The 4,399-nt window shown below is 72.9% G+C and carries 3 protein-coding genes; all 3 read left to right on the forward strand.

Translation table 11 applies throughout. The features are described 5' to 3' along the window. Positions 1-1,885: bifunctional rhamnulose-1-phosphate aldolase/short-chain dehydrogenase (locus AOK15_RS40520; protein WP_055524177.1), on the forward strand; the 1,885-nt coding region annotated here is incomplete at its 5' end. Then, a complete protein-coding gene (locus AOK15_RS40525; RefSeq protein WP_055524180.1) occupies positions 1,882-3,330 on the forward strand; it encodes a rhamnulokinase in 1,449 nt (482 codons plus the stop codon). The genes AOK15_RS40520 and AOK15_RS40525, both read left to right, overlap by 4 nt. A 218-nt stretch (positions 3,331-3,548) precedes the next feature. Beyond that, positions 3,549-4,304 carry a (Fe-S)-binding protein gene (locus AOK15_RS40530; protein ID WP_055524183.1) on the forward strand — a complete coding sequence of 252 codons (756 nt, stop codon included), beginning with the start codon at positions 3,549-3,551 and terminating at the stop codon, positions 4,302-4,304. The last annotated feature ends 95 nt before the right edge of the window (positions 4,305-4,399 follow it).

Consider the following 4,399-nt stretch of genomic DNA (forward strand, 5'->3'; position numbering starts at 1 on the left):
GGGGTCCGGGGGCGACCTCGGGACGCTCACCGAGGCCGGGCTGGCCGTGCTGCGGCTGGACCGGATGCGGGCACTCGTCGACGTGTATCCGGGCGTGGAGCGCGAGGACGAGATGGTCGCCGCGTTCGATTACTGCCTGCACGGCAAGGGCGGGGCGGCTCCGTCGATCGACACGGCCATGCACGGGCTCGTGGACGCCGCCCACGTGGACCATCTGCACCCGGACTCAGGGATCGCGCTGGCCTGCGCGGCCGACGGGGAGAAGCTGACCACAGAGTGTTTCGGGGACAGCGTGGTGTGGGTGCCGTGGCGGCGGCCCGGTTTCCAGCTGGGGCTGGACATCGCCGCCGTGAAGCGGGACAACCCGGGGGCCGTCGGCTGTGTGCTCGGCGGGCACGGCATCACCGCCTGGGGCGACACGGCCGAGGAGTGCGAGCGGAACTCGCTCCACATCATCCGCACCGCCGAGGTGTTCCTCCAGGAGAAGGGGAAGGCCGAGCCGTTCGGGCCGGTCGTCGAGGGGTACGAGGCGCTGGAGGCCGGCGCGCGCCGGGACCGGGCCGCCGCGCTCGCGCCGCACGTCCGGGCCCTCGCCTCGCGGGACAAGCCGCAGGTCGGGCACTTCACCGACTCCGACGTGGTGCTCGACTTCCTGGCGAGCGCGGAGCACCCTCGGCTCGCCGCGCTGGGCACCTCGTGCCCGGACCACTTCCTGCGTACGAAGGTCCGCCCGCTCGTGCTGGACCTGCCCCCGAGCGCGGACCTGGACACGGCGATCGCCCGGCTGACGGAGTTGCACGCCGAGTACCGCGAGGAGTACGCGGCCTACTACCAGCGGCACGCCGAGCCCGACTCACCCGCGATGCGCGGCGCCGACCCCGCGATCGTGCTGATCCCGGGCGTGGGCATGTTCAGCTTCGGCAAGGACAAGCAGACCGCGCGTGTGGCGGGCGAGTTCTACGTCAACGCGATCAATGTGATGCGGGGCGCCGAGGCGGTCTCCACGTACGCGCCGATCGAGGAGTCGGAGAAGTTCCGCATCGAGTACTGGGCCCTTGAGGAGGCCAAGCTCCAGCGGATGCCGAAGCCGAAGCCGCTGGCCACGCGGGTGGCGCTGGTGACGGGCGCGGGCAGCGGGATCGGCAGGGCGATCGCGCACCGGCTGGTCGCGGAGGGGGCGTGTGTCGTCGTCGCCGATCTGAACGGCGAGAACGCCGCCGCCGTGGCCGAGGAACTGGGCGGGGCCGACAAGGCCGTCGCCGTGACGGTCGACGTGACCGACGAGGAGCAGATCGCCGGGGCCTTCAAGGCGGCCGTGCTGGCCTTCGGCGGGGTCGATCTCGTCGTCAACAACGCCGGGATCTCCATCTCCAAGCCGCTGCTGGAGACCTCCGCCAAGGACTGGGACCTCCAGCACGACATCATGGCCCGCGGGTCGTTCCTGGTGTCGCGTGAGGCGGCGCGGGTGATGATCGCGCAGAAGCTGGGCGGCGACATCGTCTACATCGCCTCCAAGAACGCCGTCTTCGCCGGCCCCAACAACGTCGCCTACTCCGCCACCAAGGCCGACCAGGCCCACCAGGTGCGGCTGCTCGCCGCGGAGCTGGGCGAGCACGGCATCCGTGTCAACGGGGTCAACCCGGACGGTGTGGTGCGCGGGTCCGGCATCTTCGCCGGCGGCTGGGGTGCCCAGCGGGCGGCGACGTACGGCATCGAGGAGGAGAAGCTGGGCGAGTTCTACGCGCAGCGGACCATCCTCAAGCGGGAGGTGCTGCCCGAGCACGTCGCGGGCGCCGTGTTCGCGCTGACCGGCGGCGAGCTGACGCACACCACCGGGCTGCACGTCCCGGTCGACGCCGGCGTCGCCGCCGCCTTCCTGCGATGAGCCCGGCCGTGACGTCGTACGCCGCGGTCGACCTCGGCGCGTCCAGCGGGCGGGTCATGGTCGGCCGGGTGAACCGGGACTCGCTGGAGCTGGTCGAGGCGCACCGGTTCCCCAACCGGCCGGTGCGGACGCCGGAAGGCCTGCGCTGGAATGTGCTCGCCCTGTACGCGGGGGTCCTCGACGGGCTGAAGGCGGCCGGGCGGGTCGACTCCGTCGGCATCGACAGCTGGGCCGTCGACTACGGCCTGCTGGACGCCGACGGGGCCCTCCTCGGCAACCCGGTGCACTACCGGGACACCCGCACCGAGGGCGTCGCCGAGAAGGTGTGGGCCACCGTGCCCGCCGCCGAGCTGTACGCGGCCACCGGGTTGCAGTACGCCCCCTTCAACACGCTGTACCAGCTGGTCGCCGCCAGGTCCTCCGCGCAGCTTGCGCATGCGAGGCGGCTGCTGCTGATCCCGGACCTGCTGTCGTACTGGCTCACGGGGGAGGTCGGCACTGAGCTGACGAACGCCTCCACGACCCAGCTGATCGATCCGCGCACCCGTGACTGGGCGTACGGCGTGGCGGAGCAGCTCGGGGTCGACCTGGAGCTGTTCGGGCCGCTGCGGCGGCCGGGCGACCCGGCGGGGCTGCTGCTTCCGCGGGTGCTGGAGGAGACGGGGCTCACCGGGCCGGTGCCGGTGACGACCGTCGGTTCCCACGACACTGCCTCGGCGGTCGCGGCCGTACCCGCCACCGGTGAGCGGTTCGCCTACATCTGCACCGGCACCTGGTCGCTGGCCGGGCTGGAGTTGGACGCGCCGGTGCTGACCGAGGAGAGCCGGGCCGCCAACTTCACCAATGAGCTGGGGCTCGACGGCACGGTCCGCTATCTACGGAACATCATGGGCCTGTGGCTGCTCCAGGAGTGCGTACGGGACTGGGGGGACCCGGATCTCGGGGAGCTGCTGCGGGCCGCCGCCGGGGTGCCTGCGCTGCGGTCGGTCGTGGACGCGGGGGACTCGGCGTTCCTCGCGCCCGGCCGGATGCCGGAGCGGATCGCCGCGGCGTGCCGGGAGTCGGGGCAGCCGGTGCCCTCCTCCCCCGCCGAGGTCACCCGCTGCATCCTCGACTCCCTCGCCCTCGCCCACCGGCGGGCCGTCGCCGAGGCGCAGGCGCTCGCCGACCACCCGGTGGACGTCGTCCACATCGTCGGGGGCGGCACCCGCAACGCCCTGCTGTGCCAGCTCACCGCCGACGCCTGCGGGCTGCCGGTGGTGGCGGGCCCCGCGGAGGCGGCGGCCCTGGGCAACGTCCTGGTCCAGGCCCGCACGCACGGCGTCGTCGACGACCGGGCCTCGATGCGCCGGCTCGTCGCCCGCACGCAGCCGCTGGTGCGGTACGAGCCGCAGGGCGAACCGGCGGCCTGGCGCGCGGCGGAGGACCGGCTCGCGCGGGCGTGAGGGGCGCCCGGCGGCCCGTGCGGGGTGACACCCGCTCCGGCGGTCTGTGCCGGGTGGACGCCCGCTCCGGCCGCCGGTGCGCTTCCTGCTCGGCGCCCTCCCCTGCCTGGTGACGGGGCGGGCCCCGCGCGGCGATTCCGGCCAGCGGGGCCTCTCGCCCTCCGGGCATTGGCGTCGTACCCTGCTTTCATCCGATGATCGACCCTCAAGGAGCCGCGATGCGTGTCGCTCTGTTCCTGACCTGTGTCAACGACACGCTCTATCCAGACACCGGCCGCGCCGTGGTGAAACTGCTGACCAGACTGGGCGTCGACGTGGACTTCCCGATGGATCAGACCTGCTGCGGACAGGCCCACTACAACACCGGGTACCGGCACCAGGCGGAACCCCTGGCCCGGAAGTTCTCCGATGTATTCGGCGGATACGAGGCGATCGTGACGCCGTCCGGGTCGTGCGGGGCGATGGTGCGGGAACTGTATCCGCGGATGGGTGAGCGGGCGCGGGCCGAGGGGCGCGGCGACACGCTTGCGCGCACGCTCGCGCCGGTCGTGCCGAAGACGTACGAGCTGACCGAGTTCCTGGTGGACGTGCTGGGCGTGACGGACGTCGGGGCGTACTACCCGCACAAGGTCACCTATCACCCGACCTGCCACGGGCTGCGCGGTCTCGGGCTCGGCGAGCGGCCGCGTCGGCTGCTCCGGGCGGTGAAGGGGCTGGAGCTGGTGGAGCTGCCGGGGGCGGAGGAGTGCTGTGGTTTCGGCGGCACCTTCGCCGTGAAGAACTCCGACGTCTCGGCGGCGATGGGCCGGGACAAGGTCCGCAACGCGGAGTCCACGGGGGCCGAGGTGCTGTGCGCCGCCGACAACTCGTGCCTGATGCACATCGGCGGCACCATGGCCCGGCTGCGCACGGGCATGCGGCCGGTCCACATCGCGGAGATCCTGGCGAGCACGGAAGAGGAGCCGCTGGTATGACCGGCCGTACGGAGAAGACGGTGGACGTGACCGCGGTGGACGGGACCACGGTGAACGTTGGCGCGATGGACGGGGCCGCGGCGGGCGGGGCCGCG

Origin of the sequence: Streptomyces ossamyceticus (assembly GCF_001418475.1) — a bacterium.
Taxonomy (GTDB): Bacteria; Actinomycetota; Actinomycetes; order Streptomycetales; family Streptomycetaceae; genus Streptomyces; species Streptomyces ossamyceticus.

Coding starts and splice junctions, on each gene's coding strand:
- AOK15_RS40525 (WP_055524180.1), top strand. CDS start 1,882: ATGAGCCCGGCCGTGACGTCGTACGCCGCGGTCGACCTCGGCGCGTCC.
- AOK15_RS40530 (WP_055524183.1), top strand. CDS start 3,549: ATGCGTGTCGCTCTGTTCCTGACCTGTGTCAACGACACGCTCTATCCA.